General features: G+C 35.2%; 15 protein-coding genes. 11 read left to right on the forward strand and 4 right to left on the reverse strand.

The features are described 5' to 3' along the window. Positions 1-169: 169 nt before the first annotated feature. The 5 genes from ACFOUV_RS15185 to ACFOUV_RS15205 all read left to right on the forward strand — a co-directional run bounded on the left by ACFOUV_RS15185 (position 170) and on the right by ACFOUV_RS15205 (position 5460). On the forward strand, positions 170-1486 hold the full coding sequence (locus ACFOUV_RS15185; protein WP_379497629.1) for a flippase: 1317 nt from the start codon (positions 170-172) through the stop codon (positions 1484-1486). Positions 1487-1488: 2 nt separating this feature from the next. After that, complete coding sequence (locus ACFOUV_RS15190; protein ID WP_379497630.1) at positions 1489-2016, forward strand: serine O-acetyltransferase; 528 nt, start codon at positions 1489-1491, stop codon at positions 2014-2016. 85 nt (positions 2017-2101) lie between these two features. Further along, the gene (gene murB / locus ACFOUV_RS15195) at positions 2102-2989 is read left to right on the forward strand and encodes a UDP-N-acetylmuramate dehydrogenase (protein ID WP_379497631.1); all 888 of its coding nucleotides are present in this window, start codon (positions 2102-2104) and stop codon (positions 2987-2989) included. A gap of 94 nt (positions 2990-3083) precedes the next feature. Then, positions 3084-4445, forward strand: coding sequence for a UDP-glucose dehydrogenase family protein (locus ACFOUV_RS15200; protein WP_379497632.1), 1362 nt, complete (start codon positions 3084-3086; stop codon positions 4443-4445). Then, positions 4435-5460, forward strand: coding sequence for an SDR family NAD(P)-dependent oxidoreductase (locus ACFOUV_RS15205; RefSeq protein ID WP_379497633.1), 1026 nt, complete (start codon positions 4435-4437; stop codon positions 5458-5460). Before ACFOUV_RS15200 ends, ACFOUV_RS15205 begins: the two co-directional genes overlap by 11 nt. A gap of 787 nt (positions 5461-6247) precedes the next feature. Here ACFOUV_RS15205 and ACFOUV_RS15210 read toward each other — a convergent pair. From ACFOUV_RS15210 to ACFOUV_RS15220, 3 genes are all read right to left on the reverse strand, one after another. Continuing rightward, on the reverse strand, positions 6248-6448 hold the full coding sequence (locus tag ACFOUV_RS15210; protein WP_379497634.1) for a hypothetical protein: 201 nt from the start codon (positions 6446-6448) through the stop codon (positions 6248-6250). A 336-nt stretch (positions 6449-6784) separates the two neighbouring features. Next, on the reverse strand, positions 6785-7486 hold the full coding sequence (locus ACFOUV_RS15215) for an excalibur calcium-binding domain-containing protein (protein ID WP_379497635.1): 702 nt from the start codon (positions 7484-7486) through the stop codon (positions 6785-6787). A gap of 285 nt (positions 7487-7771) precedes the next feature. Beyond that, positions 7772-7906 (reverse strand): competence protein ComK, encoded by a 135-nt coding sequence (locus ACFOUV_RS15220; RefSeq protein ID WP_379497636.1) that lies wholly within the window; start codon positions 7904-7906, stop codon positions 7772-7774. Between the two features lie 357 nt (positions 7907-8263). Between ACFOUV_RS15220 and ACFOUV_RS15225 the strand changes: the two genes are divergently transcribed. The 3 genes from ACFOUV_RS15225 to ACFOUV_RS15235 all read left to right on the forward strand — a co-directional run bounded on the left by ACFOUV_RS15225 (position 8264) and on the right by ACFOUV_RS15235 (position 10765). Then, positions 8264-9799: a YifB family Mg chelatase-like AAA ATPase gene (locus ACFOUV_RS15225; protein WP_379497637.1), complete on the forward strand. Its 1536-nt coding sequence runs from the start codon at positions 8264-8266 to the stop codon at positions 9797-9799. Further along, positions 9800-10366: a transposase gene (locus ACFOUV_RS15230; protein WP_379497638.1), complete on the forward strand. Its 567-nt coding sequence runs from the start codon at positions 9800-9802 to the stop codon at positions 10364-10366. It abuts the gene before it with no gap. 294 nt (positions 10367-10660) lie between these two features. Then, complete coding sequence (locus tag ACFOUV_RS15235) at positions 10661-10765, forward strand: putative holin-like toxin (RefSeq protein WP_222863058.1); 105 nt, start codon at positions 10661-10663, stop codon at positions 10763-10765. 320 nt (positions 10766-11085) lie between these two features. Here ACFOUV_RS15235 and ACFOUV_RS15240 read toward each other — a convergent pair whose 3' ends face one another. Continuing rightward, positions 11086-11280, reverse strand: coding sequence for a hypothetical protein (locus ACFOUV_RS15240; RefSeq protein WP_379497639.1), 195 nt, complete (start codon positions 11278-11280; stop codon positions 11086-11088). 810 nt (positions 11281-12090) lie between these two features. Here ACFOUV_RS15240 and ACFOUV_RS15245 point away from each other — a divergent pair. Genes ACFOUV_RS15245 through ACFOUV_RS15255 form a run of 3 tightly spaced genes read left to right on the forward strand, consistent with a single transcriptional unit; the run spans position 12091 to position 14960 of the window. Beyond that, on the forward strand, positions 12091-12483 hold the full coding sequence (locus ACFOUV_RS15245; protein ID WP_379497640.1) for a GtrA family protein: 393 nt from the start codon (positions 12091-12093) through the stop codon (positions 12481-12483). A gap of 18 nt (positions 12484-12501) precedes the next feature. Continuing rightward, positions 12502-13431, forward strand: coding sequence for a glycosyltransferase family 2 protein (locus ACFOUV_RS15250; protein WP_379497641.1), 930 nt, complete (start codon positions 12502-12504; stop codon positions 13429-13431). A 5-nt stretch (positions 13432-13436) separates the two neighbouring features. Continuing rightward, positions 13437-14960: a glucosyltransferase domain-containing protein gene (locus tag ACFOUV_RS15255; RefSeq protein WP_379497642.1), complete on the forward strand. Its 1524-nt coding sequence runs from the start codon at positions 13437-13439 to the stop codon at positions 14958-14960. Positions 14961-15038: the final 78 nt, after the last annotated feature.

Here is a 15038-nt window from a genome sequence, read left to right on the forward strand (position 1 = left end):
CTGCTATGGACTTTAACATATTTAATCTAACTTTTAGCATAAAATTTGAACCCCTCAGTAAATAAATATGAAAATAGATTTATTCGCATATTTTCATAAGGATAAACAAGTTTAAACTGATATTTGTAAATATATATTTTATAATTTACAGCATAAAAGAGGTGCGGTGGTGAAAAAAAATAGCACTGCTTTCCAACTAATTACTTCGATTGGAACAAAAGTATTTGTTTTGTTTGGGAGTTTTATTATATCAATTATTACAGCAAGGTTTTTAGGCCCGGAAGGGAAGGGAATCGTTACAGCGATATTTGTAATACCTAATTTACTTGTTAGTATCGCCGACTTGGGGATCAGGCAAGCTACTGCTTACTATGTAGGTAAAAAAATATACAATCCAACCAAAGTCTATTCGTCCATTTTATTAATGTGGGTTGCAACTTCAATAACATCTATTTTAATTGCTGTAATATATTATCTTACAGGTCCTAGCGAACAATATGGGTGGCTATTGTTAACTATTCCTATAGCTACTATACCTTTTATGTTACTAAATAAGTATATAGAAGGGTTATTTTCTGGTCTTCAGCAAGTAAACGCAATTAATATTAAAAATTTAATAGGTTTTTTTGTGAATTTAATTACGATATGTATACTTGTAGTTTTCTTAGGACTAGGGATTTACGGAGCTTCAATAGCAACAATGCTAACGGCATTAATAACAATGTTATTTTCAGTAATTATTATAAAAAGGTTTGTAATAATTGAATTTAAATATGAGAAAGGGATTGCTAAATCACTTGTAAGTAAAGGCATAATATATGCAATAGCATTATTCGTTCTAAATTTAAATTATAAAATCGATATTATATTTCTGGAACGATTAACAACTCCAACTGATGTAGGTATTTATTCAATAGGGGTATCTCTATCGGAATTGATATGGCAAATCCCTGCAGCGATGGGAATGGTATTATTTTCAAAAAGTGCTAATAGTAAACTTGAAAATGAAGCTGTTAATCGTTCAACAAAGTTATTAAGAATTTCTTGGATTCCTGTAATCACTCTTTCATTGTGTTTTTGGTTTCTAGCACCACACATAATTGAAATGTTATACGGAAATGATTTTATTCAATCTGTTTCAGTAATACGCTTATTATTACCAGGGGTAATTGCAATGGTAGTTTTTAAAATACTAAATGCTGATTTGGCTGGAAGAGGGTATCCATTATTTGCGTTAAGGGTTTACTTATTTGCGTTAGTGATAAATATGATATTAAATTTTACTCTTATACCAAATTTTGGAATTGAAGGAGCTGCAGTAGCATCTACAATTAGCTATACTATAGGTGCTTTATTATTTAGTCTTGAATATACCAAACAAAGTAATATTAAATATTCGGACCTATTTATTATGAAAAATTCCGATATTAAGTTAATTATGTCTTCCTTATATAAGATTTTGGATAAACTCAAAAGGAGGAGATGAATTTGAGCATAAGAAAAATAATAAAAGAAGAGTTAAGCAATGACGGAAAGAAAAATATCTTAAAAATTATTTTCACTTTATACATTTCACCTAAGAAAAGAGCCATATTTATGTATAGAGTGTCCAAAATGCTTTATGATAGGGGGTACAAATACTTACCTATAATAATTAACAATAAATTAATAACTTCATTTGGAACATATTTAAGTTTAAAAGCGGAGATCGGACAAAATTTAGAGTTTCGACACTTGACTGGGGTAGTAATTGGTGAAGGTGTAAAGATAGGTAATAATGTGATTATTTATCAACAAGTTACACTCGGAGGACAAAATTTAGGGGATGGAAAAAAAGCAAAATATCCTGTTATTGAAGATAATGTAACTTTATTTTCTGGAGCTAAAATTTTAGGTGCTGTAAAAGTTGGAGAGAACTCAATTGTAGGAGCTAACAGCGTAGTGATTAAAGATGTTCCAAAGAATTCTATAGTTGCTGGTGTTCCTGGAAGAATTATAAAAGAAAATATATTATAGAGTATTATAGCAAGTATGAATAGAGGGTTAGTCTTCCCAATTTATAAAAAATGAATTTGGACAATTTAAAAAGTGGAGGATAGTTATGAATTATGTAGAAATAAACAACTTTTCGTTAAAGCAATATAATACTCTGCGAATAGAATCTAATGCGAAAATCATAGTCTTTCCACTTAATAATAACGGTGTACGGGAAATATATCAAAAATACTCTGATAGTAAAATTATTATTTTAGGGAATGGATCTAATATATTGCTATCTAAAGATTATTATGATGATAGTTATACCTTCTTAAGTTTTAAAATGATGGATAATATTAATTATTATGATTCCCAAATATATTGTGAAGCTGGAACCCCCTTATCTAAATTAAGCTGGTTTGCTTTAGAACATGGTTTTAAAGGATATGAATTTCTGGAAGATGTTCCTGGAAGTATGGGGGGGGCAATTATTATGAATGCAGGAACATATAAAGACAATATTGGACAATTGGTGGAGTGCATTAACTATTATGATATTACACAAGATGAGATAATAATTGAAAGAGTTAGTTCACAAGATTTTGAAAGGAGAAAATCCAAATGGACAGACAGTAATAGTATAATTCTTTCTTCGCAATTAAGTGCCTCGGAAGGACAGAAAGTTAGTAATTATGAAGATATAATAGACAACCTTTTTTTGATAAAGAAGAAAAGGTATCTAAAACAACCTAGAAATTATCCTAATGCTGGAAGTGTATTTAAACGTCCCTCATTAAATGGTGAGGATTTTTACATTTGGAAGTTATTTGAAGAGTTAGGACTGAGAGGTTACCAAAAAAATGGAGCAATGATTTCAGATAAACACCCTGGTTTTATAGTAAATGTGAATAATGCAAAGTCTGAAGATGTACTTTTCTTAATTAATTTAGCAAGAGAAAAAGTAAAGAAAAGGTTTGGTATCGAATTGGAATTAGAATGGAAGATTATTTAAGTATATAAATGAATTTTAGTAGCTAATACTAGGTTAATATCTTTTAACTTGAAATTCTTTAATTTTCAGACGAAAGTAAGAAAGGATAATTACTATGGACAAAATAGCAGTAGCTGGAACTGGATACGTAGGCCTAGTAGCCGGAGCATGTTTCGCAGAAGTTGGTCACCAAGTAACATGTGTAGATATAGATGAAAATAAAGTAAATACAATGAAACAAGGAATTTCCCCAATATATGAAGATGGATTGGAAGAATTAATGCAAAAGAATTATGCAGCTGGAAGAATTGATTATACAACCGACTATAAATCGGCATACAAAGATGCAGATGCAATTTTTATTGGTGTAGGAACACCAGAACAACCAGATGGCTCTGCTAATCTTTCCTATATTGCAACAGTTGCAAGACAAATTGCTGAATCTATCGAGAAAGATTGTCTAGTCGTTGTTAAATCTACTGTACCTGTTGGAACAAACGATAAGGTCGAGCAGTTTATTAATGACTTCTTAACTAATGATGTAAAAGTAGAAGTAGCTTCAAACCCAGAATTTTTAGCACAAGGATCAGCTGTTCATGATAATCTACATGCTGATAGAGTTATTATCGGTACTGAAAGTAAATGGGCTGAAGAATTATTAAAAGGAATTTATGCTCCTTTTAATTTACCTATTGTTTCTGTAAATAGACGGTCTGCAGAAATGATTAAATATGCATCTAATGATTTTCTCGCTCTTAAAATATCCTACATGAATGATATTGCAAATCTTTGTGAACTAATCGGTGCGGATGTTCAGGATGTTGCTAGAGGAATGAGCTTCGATGAACGTATTGGAAATAAATTCTTAAACGCTGGTATCGGTTACGGTGGTTCATGTTTCCCTAAGGATACAAAAGCATTAGAAAATATTGCAACGCAGAATGGCTATGAGCTTAAAACCGTTAAGGCTGCAATTGATATTAATGAAGATCAAAAGACAAAATTATATAAAAAGGCCAGTAAGAGACTTATAACATTTAGTGGTCTTAAGGTAGCTGTACTTGGTTTAACTTTCAAACCAGGAACAGATGATTTAAGAGAAGCACCTTCTCTTGAAAATGTTCCACTATTATTAGAACAGGGTGCAGATATTTATGCATACGACCCTGTTGGTGCTGAAAACTTTGCTAAAGTATATCCAGAAGGAAAGAATGGCAGAGGTAGTATCACGTATGTATCAAATATAGAACATGCAATTGAAGATGCTAATGTATGCTTTATCTTCACAGAATGGGGAGAAGTGAAAGCAGTAACTCCAAAGAGATATAAAGAGTTAATGAGAACTCCTTTAGTATACGACGGTAGAAATATACACGATATCAAAGATATGGAAAAGGCAGAGGTAGAGTATTACTCTGTAGGAAGAAAACCAGTAACTAGAGAAGCTATAAAGGAGTCGAAAAGCGTTGAGTTATAAACAGTTGGATTCAAATAAAGTATACTTAATTACAGGAGCAGCTGGCTTTATTGGCACCTTTTTATCACAGAAATTATTAGAACAAGGCTGTAGTGTAATCGGCGTTGATAATATTAATGATTACTATGATGTGAATCTTAAGCGTACACGCCTAGAGCAACTTAAACTTTATGAGAAGTTTACCTTTATTAAAGGTGATATCTCCGACAAAGCAATGGTTACAAATATCTTTGAAGAGTACAAGCCAAATATTGTCGTAAATCTAGCAGCACAGGCTGGAGTTAGATATTCCATAGAGAATCCAGATGTTTATATTCAAAGCAACGTCATTGGCTTTTATAACATTCTTGAGGCTTGTAGACACAATCCTGTGGACCATCTTGTTTATGCCTCTTCTAGTTCTGTTTATGGGGCTAATAAGAAGGTACCGTTTGAGGAATCAGATTTCGTGGATAATCCCGTGTCTTTATATGCATCTACTAAAAAGTCCAATGAATTAATGGCACATACATATAGCCATTTATATGACATCCCAGCGACAGGTCTACGTTTCTTTACGGTTTATGGACCAATGGGAAGACCTGATATGGCTTATTTTGGATTTGCTAATAAATACTTCAATGGTGAACCAATAAAGATATTTAACAACGGTGACTTTGAGAAGGATCTCTATCGTGATTTCACTTATATCGATGACATTGTTGAGGGTATTGAACGCCTGTTAAGTAACCCTCCAGAGGGAGAGGTTGAGCATAAAGTATTTAATATAGGTAATAACAATCCTGAGAGGCTAATGGTCTTTATAGAGACATTGGAGAAATGTTTGGGTAATGCTTTAGGTAAAGAAGTAACCTTTGATAAAGTATTTGAGCCTATTAAGCCAGGAGATGTTCCAGCTACTTATGCTTCTACGAAGTTGTTGCAGGAGGCTGTTGGATTTAAGCCGGAGACTTCTATTGAGAAAGGCTTGCAGAAGTTTGCCGATTGGTATGTGGAGTATTATAAGAAGAAATAATAGATTGGTATAAGTGACTTAATCCCCTCTCCTGGACGGCTGTTTTGGAGGGGGGATTTTTACTTATCTTTATTAACGAGTGATAAAGGTCTGCATTCTTTTTACTCCCATGGTTAAGTTAATAATGGAAATTAATAGAATTGCTGATTGTAATCACACTGGCTCTGTTTCCTTTCAAATCTTCATTTTTGGTAGATTGGTGGATGTTTGTAACTGCTAGACTTGAATGAATAGATTCTGCCAAACAGTGTTTTTTTCGATTAATGAGGAGGTGTTAAATGAAAAAATACCAACCGAACATTTGAGTTTGGGCTATCTGGCACTAAGTATAGAAATTCAACAAACTAATGATTTGACCCGATTTTAGATACTTATGGTAGCAAAAACAACGTTCAAAGGTACACGGGGACAGGCACCGCGTCCCAGAATACTTCCAAGGATTAGACTGAGTTTTAGAGACGCTTGGTCCTTTTTTCTAAAAAATATCAAAAATGAACTATAGCATAATTGACACCTGTAAAATACAATTTCTGCCTAGATAAAATTAAAAATTGCTCACCAGGAATGCAGGTGCCTGACCCCCGCCGCTTAAAGGTTAGTATATAGTAAGGCTGAAGGAATATGATAAAATGAAATAGTAACTGAATATTGTGCAAGGCCAGGGGTGAGACCCCTAGGACTTTTCAAATCCTGCGAGACCAGAGTTGATGAAATACCAAAAGTTTAATAATGCTTGGTTTAGAATGATTGGTGTTAAGCAATAAGCCCCGTTTTTTAAAAATTAGATTTAATGTAACAAGTCATGGAAAAAATGATTGTTTGTAATAATTTGCTTGTATGTTCCCAAGTCTTTAATAGGTAAGTTTGTATCTAAACTGTAGCAGCTTTGGTGTGTCACTGTATTAAATTCATCCATGAAAACAGCATCATTATCTTTTAATTGTTCGTGACACACTCCACAATGAATCTGTCTTTTTTGATTTTCCATTCTATCTCTCCTAGGATTTTGGGGTTAGACCACTACCGCTTTAAAGCGCTAAAGTGAACTATTTAGAAGCTGCAAGAATCGATGAGAGTTAATTGATTCTTGCAGCCTCTATTTTTATAAAATTGATATATCCATATATTCGATACATCAAGATTTTTTGGGGATAAGCTTGTCCCATTTAAATTTATTTATAGAAAGGCCTATAATCGAGAAATTAACGATACTCTCTCTGTCAAATAAACTACTATTCTACGGTAAATTGTTCGTTCTACAGCATGAACAAGGGCAATATAATATAAGTCCTATTAAATAGGGTATTAAATATATACGTAAAACCTATTCACATCCAATCCCATCTCCGTCCCTGTCTAAATGACTAGCATAACCAGGGTCACCACTCCGAACAGGAGCTGCTCCAGCATTCCTTGCAGCTGTGCAATTTTCAAAATATACATTCGAGCTTGATGAAGTCGGTTCACTTGAACCTGAACGAGAATTTGAGTTACTACTAGTAGAACTGCTGGCGCTCGCACGTTGAGCATCTGACTCTGCGCTTGCTAATTTTGATTCCGTACTTTCTAGTTTTGATTCTAGACTAGCAACTTCATCTTTTAAATTGGTATTTGTATCATTTAAATCAGTAATTTCTTCGTTCAACAATTCCTTTTCCGTGTTAAATACAGCTTTTTCTTCCTCTATATTGCTTTCGTATTCCGTAACATTTGAGGTCATTTCTTCTATATCAGACTCAAGAGTGGAAACTTTTTGTATGAGAACGTTGTTTTCTGATGTTAACGTATAATAATCAGTGGTCAGACTTTCATTTTGTTCTAAAGCGTTATGAAGTTGCGCCTCATAACTTTTATCGTGTAAAATCGATCCAATAATGAACATGGCGAAACCACCGATTAAAGTAGAATAAAAAAATTTCTTGGAAAGCTTCCTTTCTTTGTCTTTTCCTTTTTTAATAAAGTGAAATGAGAGATAGAAAATTGAAAAAATAATAGCAATAAATCCTAATAATGAGATTAAAATCATTTGTTATTCCCCCCCTTATATTTTAAAACAGGCTGATACTTTATATGTTTGATCATTGATTCCTTTCAAATAGTATTCTGTTCCTCCTGAGAATCTGGAAATACATTCATACGTACGGATCATTTGTGTTTCTAAGTTGCTTGTAGAGCTGTTTATAGGAATCTGTAAACTGTTCTTGAAAGTAATGATAGATGATTTTCTGGAATTCATCTTAACTTGATTTTTCCGGATATGGAGCGTGGTGATAGAATATCCAGGAGCAATCAAAATCAGCTGTGGAGTGAGTTAGACATAAATGTTGGTGGCTGGATCTATTGGGAGTGGAATCTTCCGTTTGAATCCGAAATGGTGCTTAACTGCAGTAGTTCTACCTTCATAGGTGGAACAGTTGTCCAAAAAATGCAGGTGCCTGACCCCCACTGCTTTAAAGTGTTAAAGTGTTTTGTTGTGAAGGGATTTATGTAAGTTGGGATAAGGATATTGGTAACGTTGAATTATAGTATTGCTAGGGTGTTAGCTCAATGGGTTAAAATAGCTAGCAGCTTTAGTTTTAAAAAGATTATGGTTTTCTATATTTAACATTTGCTATCTTTTTACTCACTTATATTTATATTTTATATTTCGCAGTGAACCTGAATCTCAAAATTATCGTTTTTATAGTGATAAAACGATAATTTCACCAATTCCTGAAACGAACAAACGTTCTTGACTAAGTTGCGAAAATAGCTTATCTTTAACCTAACTCATCATCAAACTTTCATTAAAGGATGTGAAAAGATGGCAACCGTAATAACAAGTATCGGTTTGAAAGGGATGGAAGGCTACCGTGTTCAAGTGGAGGTCCAACTCATACCAGGAGTAGAGGGAGTTAGTATTGTTGGATTGCCGGATGCATCAGTTAAGGAGTCAAAGGATCGGGTCATGGCAGCTTTATATGCGAATGATTGTCAGGTTCCAGATAAAAAGATTATTATTAATTTGTCTCCTGCAGAACAAAAGAAAAACAGTCCGATATTTGACTTAGCGATGGCAATCGGCGTCATGAAAGAAGCAGGAGAAATACGGTATCCAATCCCAGATAACGCTGCATTTTTAGGCGTGTTGTCACTGGATGGATCAGTTAAGCCGGTAGATGGGATGCTGCCTGCGATTGTTGCTGCGAAGAAAGAAAACATACAGATTTTATACTTACCCCCGATGGATGACTTTCCTCTTCAGTCTATAGAAGGTATCGAATTTCGCTTTGCAGAAACACTTCAGGAAGTTATCGAATCCTTTTCAGGTCAGTTAACCACTTTCTCCACAGCATTACCTTCATCGATAGAGCCCACAGAGGATATCACCCTAACGTATGACAGAGACTTCCAACATGTACTTGGACATAAACAAGCGAAGCGAGCACTCGAGATTTCTGCAGCTGGTGGTCATAATGTGTTAATGACTGGTCCACCAGGGTGTGGTAAAAGTCTGCTTGCGGAAACCTTTTCGTCGATCCTACCTCCATTAAAACAAGAGAGCCGATTTGACGTGATGAGTATTTACCAATTGGCTGGCATGTCAAAAGAGAATTTCCATACGCCACCATTCCGTGATCCACATCATTCCGCATCTGCTGTTTCATTAATTGGTGGTGGGGCCAACCCAAAACCTGGTGAAGTGTCGCTTGCACATCGTGGGGTACTTTTTCTTGATGAAATGGCAGAATTTCCAAAACGAACTTTGGACATGCTCAGGCAACCAATGGAAACGGGGGTCGTTACAATTAGTCGTGCAGCCTCAACTGTCACGTATCCAGCACAGTTTTTAATGCTAGGAGCGATGAATCCCTGCCCATGTGGTTATTTAGGCTCTCGGCATTTTTATTGTACGTGCACAGCCAAACAAATTACAGCATACAGCAATCGGGTATCCGGTCCCATTCAGGATCGCATGGATATTTTACTACGATTGGAAGCTATTTCACTAGATAGGGAGTCAGCTGAAACAAATGAAACATCACAAACTATTCGTGAACGTGTTATTACTGCAAGAGAAAGACAATATAAGCGATTTGGAAGTGAAGTTACAAATGCTATCGTGGCAAATGAAATGTTACTGGCTTGTACCACTTTAAATGAAGAGCAGGAGAAAATGATGCAACAATGGACGAGCAAATATAACTGGAGTACAAGAGTACAAATGAAAATTCTCCGCTTGGCACGAACCATCTCTGATTTAAGCGGGGAAGAAGCGATAACGAATGAAGCCATCTGGGAAGCGGTAACGATGAGACGTGGACAACCTGGAAAAACAAAGAAAGGAATGGTGAGATGATTGTCTAGGAAACATCGCATCTGGTACCCGGGTGCTATGTATCATATTACAAGTCGTGGCAACCGAAGATCCGCACTTTTCTATGATGAAATGGACCGAAAAGCGTATTTAGAATTACTGGAAGAGGTCCGCTTCTATCATCCATTCCACCTTCATGCCTACTGCCTCATGACAAATCATATCCATCTTCAACTAGAAACGACCACACATCATATAAAACACATCATGAAAATGTTGAACTCTAGATATGCCCTTCATTTTAATAAACGCCACCATCTCGTCGGACATGTTTTCCAAGGACGATACGGAGCAGAGCTCATCGAAACAAAAGACTATCAATTGGAAGTGAGCAGGTATATTCATTTGAACCCGGTCGAAGCGGAAATGGTGAGCCTTCCTGAAGACTATCGTTGGAGCAGTTACCGAGCCTATGTGATAGGGGAAGGTAATCCACATGTGAGAACAAAGAAGATATTAGCTTATTTTTCGGCGCCGGAGAGGGAGAATTATCAGATGTTTGTGGAAGAGGGTATGGCGATATCGAAGATAAGTATGATTTATGAATAATTTAGCATCATAAATAGTGATGAGGGAGTGACTTTCAGAAGCAGACAAGAGAATGAGTACCAGCTATGTATATTGGTACACCATGAATTCCCGGGTCAGACCAATGTCACAGACCCCCGCCACGTTAATGTGCTAAAGTGCACAATTTTAAAAAGCAGAAGGTACATTAGTCAGTGATCTATTCTTCAATATATTTATAGATAATGGTTCCGAATATTGCTATAATTATAAGGTAGCAACTACATAAAGCGGATGGACGGTTGACCATCTCCCATGAAGGGAGGTGGTATAAAAATGACGGCATATGAAGCAATCATCATTGCATTGACATCGAGTATAGTCCTAGTAAATGTACTAGCACTAGTTGTGCAGATCGTCAAAGAAACAAGAAAAAAGTAACCGTCCTTCGCCTGATCAAAGTTTAGGATAGGTTACTTTTTAAAACTTAACCAAATATTCTGGTCAGCCGCTCTTCATGCGGCATGTAGTTGCTTTGGCTGAGTGTTAGTAGCACTCAGTCTATTTTATTCTATGTTGTTTCTAATCTTATTATACATGAATGCATTACGTTTATGCAATAATTCGTATAATTGGGGAAATCAGGGTTAGAACCATTGACCTCAAAATGCAGGTGCCTGGCCCCCCGCTTTGGGGTGATTAATAGGAGATCCTGGAATAACAACTGGCATCCTGGATAGACTTTTAAAATTGGGTGCCTGTCACTTGTCGATATTCAGAATTTCCGCGGAAGATTTTTCTGTTTCTTCAATAAAATCAGTTAGAAATCTTCTATGATATTCTGCTTCTTCCTTATAGGATTTGGCTACCTCGTAATACTGTAATTTCTCTGTTGAATCGTTTGTAGATTCAGCTGCACGTTCTGTGTTTCTAGTATTTTTTAGAGCTTCCTCCACCTTATCATTACTTCTCTGCTTTTTCCGTCAATAATTTGAGCCGAAGTCCGTAATCTCTCGACCGAAGTTTATTATTACAAATTTAACAACAGGCCAGCCGATTTTAATTAAACCGTTCAATTACCTTCTTTTTCATAAATATCCCCTCCGACTTAACCATTTCGACAAATGAGGGTATATCCTTCTTTTTGGTAATCGATCTTTTCTTTTGGCTTAGTACAGTCAACACGTGAAACATGCTAATTCATCCCTATATTATATGTTAAAAGGACTGATTACCAGATTTTACAACTCTCTTAATTACCAAATAAGTCGAGGGTTCAAGATATATCTTTTCAAAAAAACGATTCGGAATCTGTAATCTGTCCCATACTAAGACTAACGTTTCTGTAATTTATCAAAAGTGGCTTTATGAAAAATTACACTTTCCGTTTTCTTCAGAGTCCGGATTCCCATATATAAATGTAGCATTACTAAAATATCGAGTTCGTATGATGGGCTTAGCTAGAAAAGAAATATTGATGTAAAACCATTTTTTTATTATTGAAGGCTAATTTGTGCTTCGCTCGATTGTCAATTAGAGGAAAAACGAGAGATTAACGAATTAGTATTTGCCCTCATGGCAGTAAAACTGATAAAATATAAAAGGTGTGCTTGTTAATAACGACCATTATCTTACAATGATCGTAGCTTTTTTAAGTAGTTTTTGGCTAGCTATATCTCAGTCTTTTAAATTTTAAGGCATATTTTATAGGCACAGAGTACACTTGTGATCACAATTTCAGAAGAATTTTAGAAAGAGGAATGTGAATGAAAAACTTCATGAATCATGAACTATTTGGCGAATCCTTAAAGTTCGTCATTGTTGGAGTGTTTAATACAGTCCATTACTATCTATGGTATTTATTGTTTACTGAGATATTCGGAATTTATTATTTAATTGGACATATTACTGCCTTTTTAATCAGTATGGTTGGGTCTTTTTATTTAAATTCCTACTTTACATATCGCACGAAACCTAGTTGGAGAAAGTTCTTTCGCTTTCCATTGACGTATTTAGTGAACATTACTGTATCCACTTCTGCGTTATATGTTCTCCGAGAGTTCTTTCACTTAGACAATAAAATTGCACCCTTACTCGCTGCCGGACTGGCAATTCCTTTTACATTTATAATATCCAGAAAGATTCTTAAATCATCATAGAAGCGAGGTAGATCAACAATGGAAAAATTGAGTATTGTTGTACCTTGTTACAACGAAGAAGACAACGTTATTCCTTTTTATCATGAATCCAAATCATTTATCGAAAAGATGGATATAGAAGTCGAATACGTCTTTGTCGACGATGGAAGCAGAGACCAAACGCTTAAGGTATTGCGACAATTATCCAATCAACAAAGCAATGTAAGATTCATTTCCTTCAGTCGTAATTTCGGAAAAGAGGCCGGCATATTAGCGGGATTAACCTATGCTTCGGGTACGGCAGTCATTCTAATGGATGCGGATTTACAGCACCCTCCTTCCCTTATCCCGGAAATGTGGAAATATTATAAAGAAGGATACGATCAGGTAATTGCAAAAAGAAATCGAAAGGGCGAAAACTTTACCAGACGTAAAATCTCGAACTTATTCTACAAATTGGCAAATAAGTTTGTAGATGAAGTGGAAATGATAGATGGAATAGGCGATTTTCGACTTCTGAGCCGGCCAGCCCTTGACGCGTTATTGGAACTAAAAGAATACAATCGTTTTTCAAAAGGATTATTTTCGTGGATTGGCTATAGTGAAAAAATTATCGAGTTTGAAAATGTTCAGCGAGCAAATGGTGAAGGAAAATGGAGCTTTAATGGATTGTTGAATTATGCGATTGATGGCATTCTTTCTTTCAATAATCGTCCTTTAAGAATCGCAATTTATGGAGGATTATTTATCACGTTCTTCGGCTTTATCTATATTTTAATGACTTTAATCAACTACTTTATCAATGGAATAGAAACGCCGGGATATTTTACGACAATCTCTGCAATCATCCTATTAGGTGGTGTACAACTCACCTTTTTAGGGATCATCGGGGAATACATCGGTCGAATTTATTATGAAGCTAAAAAAAGACCACATTATTTAATTAAAGAGAAAAGTTTAGAGGAGTAAGCTATATGCCTGAAGATTTACTGGAAAATATTTATTTGAAAATCAAAAAACGGTGGAAAATTGCTTTTTTTAGTGCGGTCATTATTGGATTTTTAACCCACCTATTTGTGATGACAAATTCACTGCCAAACCATGATGGAGTAAATAACTATTATGATCCGCAAATGAAATTCTCGTCTGGAAGATTCTTTTTAAATCCATTCGCGGGTATTAGTTCTTATTTTGACTTACCACTGATCAATGGATTGCTAGGGATTTTGTATTTATCATTATTGAGTGTTGTTCTTGTTGAAATTTTTAAGTTAAGAAAAACATTATCTATTGTACTGATGGCCGGGTTGATAGTGACTTTCCCTACAATTGCTTCTACTTTTTCATATATGTTTACCGCTGATGGTTACATGTTTAGTTTTTTCACAACAGCATTAGCAGTATTGCTAACCATTCGGTTCAAATATGGATTTCTGCCTGGCGCGATTCTATTTTATTTAAGTGTTGGGGTTTACCAAGCAAATTTACCCTTGGCAGTGTCAGTCGTTGCTTTATGGTTTATGAAAGAATTACTATATGGCGATGAAAAATTAAAGTCACAAATAATTTCATTAGGTAAACAAGTCGTTATGGTCGTTTTAGGAATGATTGCATATGTAGTAACCTATAAACTATATCAAGGAATGAGGGGGATTACTGGCTATCAGGGGCTAGACAGCGCCGGGTCGGTATCTTTGCAAGATATTCCTGGACAACTATATCTCTTAATTAGAGAGTTTATCAAGTTCTTTATCGATGATAATCCTAATTTATTTGAGCTGTTGAACGTAGGGGTGATCGGTCTCATTTTAATTGGTGGAATACTGATATTAATGAATCGATATAAGGCAATCGGTTATATGAAAACATTATTTATCATTATTAGTGCACTTCTATTACCAGTTTTCTCACTATTGCTTTATTTTATCTCACCCGATGTAAAGTACCATATGTTAATGGTAATGAGTTTGGTTGTGTTTTATTTTATTCCACTAATTGTGTATGACTCAATTCGTGTAAACAATTTAATGACTAGTGCCTATTCATGGTCGACAGTAATCATTCTAGCATTGACTGTTTTCAATTTTACTCTCATCAGTAACATTTCATATCTTAATATGAATTTAAAGTATGAAAGAACTTACGCTTTAGCGAACAGAGTGTTGGATCGCATTGAGCAGACGGAAAATATTGAAGATGTTAATAAGATTGCCATTCTTGGCAAGCCACAAAACTATGCATACTCTCCCTTTTCGTCAACGTTAGCACGCAGCGTACCTCCAATGACAGGGGCTTTAGGGAGTATATTTATCCACGATTCAAATCGATTTAGCAATATGTTCGACCAATACTTGGGGATTGAGTTAGACGGTGTAACTAATCGTCAAATAAGGGAATTAGAGAATAATTCGACAGTAAATGATATGGGGAGTTGGCCAGCAGCTGACTCAGTCGTTATTATCGACGATATGGTAATTGTTAAGTTCCAGGAAGATTAGATGAGGCTGGGATAAATCTTGATTAAAAATCATGGAGTTTACCTTAAACTCCATGATTTTTTATGGTTAATTGATGGA

The sequence above is a fragment of the Oceanobacillus longus genome (assembly GCF_042650085.1).
Classification (GTDB): Bacteria; Bacillota; Bacilli; order Bacillales; family Amphibacillaceae; genus Oceanobacillus; species Oceanobacillus longus.

Excerpts from the sequence above, each read along its gene's own strand:
- ACFOUV_RS15250 (WP_379497641.1), top strand. The coding sequence starts at position 12,502 with ATGGAAAAATTGAGTATTGTTGTACCTTGTTACAACGAAGAAGACAAC.
- ACFOUV_RS15215 (WP_379497635.1), bottom strand. The coding sequence starts at position 7,486 with ATGATTTTAATCTCATTATTAGGATTTATTGCTATTATTTTTTCAATT.
- ACFOUV_RS15225 (WP_379497637.1), top strand. The coding sequence starts at position 8,264 with ATGGCAACCGTAATAACAAGTATCGGTTTGAAAGGGATGGAAGGCTAC.
- murB (WP_379497631.1), top strand. The coding sequence starts at position 2,102 with ATGAATTATGTAGAAATAAACAACTTTTCGTTAAAGCAATATAATACT.
- ACFOUV_RS15210 (WP_379497634.1), bottom strand. The coding sequence starts at position 6,448 with ATGGAAAATCAAAAAAGACAGATTCATTGTGGAGTGTGTCACGAACAA.
- ACFOUV_RS15245 (WP_379497640.1), top strand. The coding sequence starts at position 12,091 with ATGAAAAACTTCATGAATCATGAACTATTTGGCGAATCCTTAAAGTTC.
- ACFOUV_RS15255 (WP_379497642.1), top strand. The coding sequence starts at position 13,437 with ATGCCTGAAGATTTACTGGAAAATATTTATTTGAAAATCAAAAAACGG.
- ACFOUV_RS15235 (WP_222863058.1), top strand. The coding sequence starts at position 10,661 with ATGACGGCATATGAAGCAATCATCATTGCATTGACATCGAGTATAGTC.
- ACFOUV_RS15200 (WP_379497632.1), top strand. The coding sequence starts at position 3,084 with ATGGACAAAATAGCAGTAGCTGGAACTGGATACGTAGGCCTAGTAGCC.